1 tRNA gene and 1 pseudogene are annotated in these 829 nt (G+C 39.4%); one reads left to right on the top strand and one right to left on the bottom strand.

Features of this window, described 5'->3' with window-relative positions:
- The first annotated feature begins 3 nt into the window (after nucleotides 1-3).
- A tRNA-Asn gene (locus SORDD16_RS09840) sits at nucleotides 4-77 on the top strand.
- Between the two features lie 45 nt (nucleotides 78-122).
- Here the strand turns inward: SORDD16_RS09840 and SORDD16_RS12095 are convergent.
- Nucleotides 123-829, bottom strand: a pseudogene (locus SORDD16_RS12095) (transposase); the annotation flags it as partial.

Below are 829 nucleotides of genomic sequence, written 5' to 3'. Positions count from 1 at the left end.
TTATCCGCCATAGCTCAGTTGGTAGTAGCGCATGACTGTTAATCATGATGTCGTAGGTTCGAGTCCTACTGGCGGAGTTAGATAAAAAGGCTCTTTGTCAACTATAGTGGGTAGATAAAAAGCTAACATCTGGAGGGGACGGGTTTCGTCTTCTCCTTTTTGATGTTTATAGCGATCAAAATCCGTTTTTGGAAGTTGTCAAAGTTGCGAAAACCACGACATTCCGTTTGATAACCTTGATAAGGTTAGAAGATCGTTCATAATCATGTCTTTGTCCCTCAAGAAAGTCTTAAAAACAGTCTGAAAGATAGGATGAACAACAGATAGACTATCCTCTATCAAACAGAAAAACTCATCAGCTTGTTTCTCTTGAAAGTGAAAAAGTAAGAGTTGATAGAGTTCGTAATGCTCTTGGAGCTCTTGAGAGTAAGAGAGGAGCTTTTCTAGAATTTCTTTGTTAGTCAAATGCATACGAAAAATAGGGCGATAAAAGCGTGTATCGAAAAGCACTCCAGAACGAGTTTCACATTTGGGAGTGAAACAGTCTGGGAGACTGTTTCAGCCTGAGCCTTAAAAATGGAGAGCAAAGGTTGTTTAGCTAACTGATAATAGGGACTAAACATATCCATGGTAATGACTTTAACCTGTTTCTAACAGAGTGGTGGTAACGTAGGAAGTGATTTCGAATCGTTGCTTGAGTTCGCCCATCTAGGATTTCGATTACATTCAGGGTGCCAAAATCTTGAGCAATGGAGCTTATCTTGTCTTTCTTGAAGCTGTACTCATCCCAACTCAAATTGTCGGAAGAAAAGAGAAATCAGTTTTAAAG

The sequence above is a fragment of the Streptococcus oralis genome (assembly GCF_001578945.1).
GTDB lineage: Bacteria > Bacillota > Bacilli > Lactobacillales > Streptococcaceae > Streptococcus > Streptococcus oralis_Q.
This window is presented reverse-complemented; position numbering and strand designations above follow the sequence as displayed.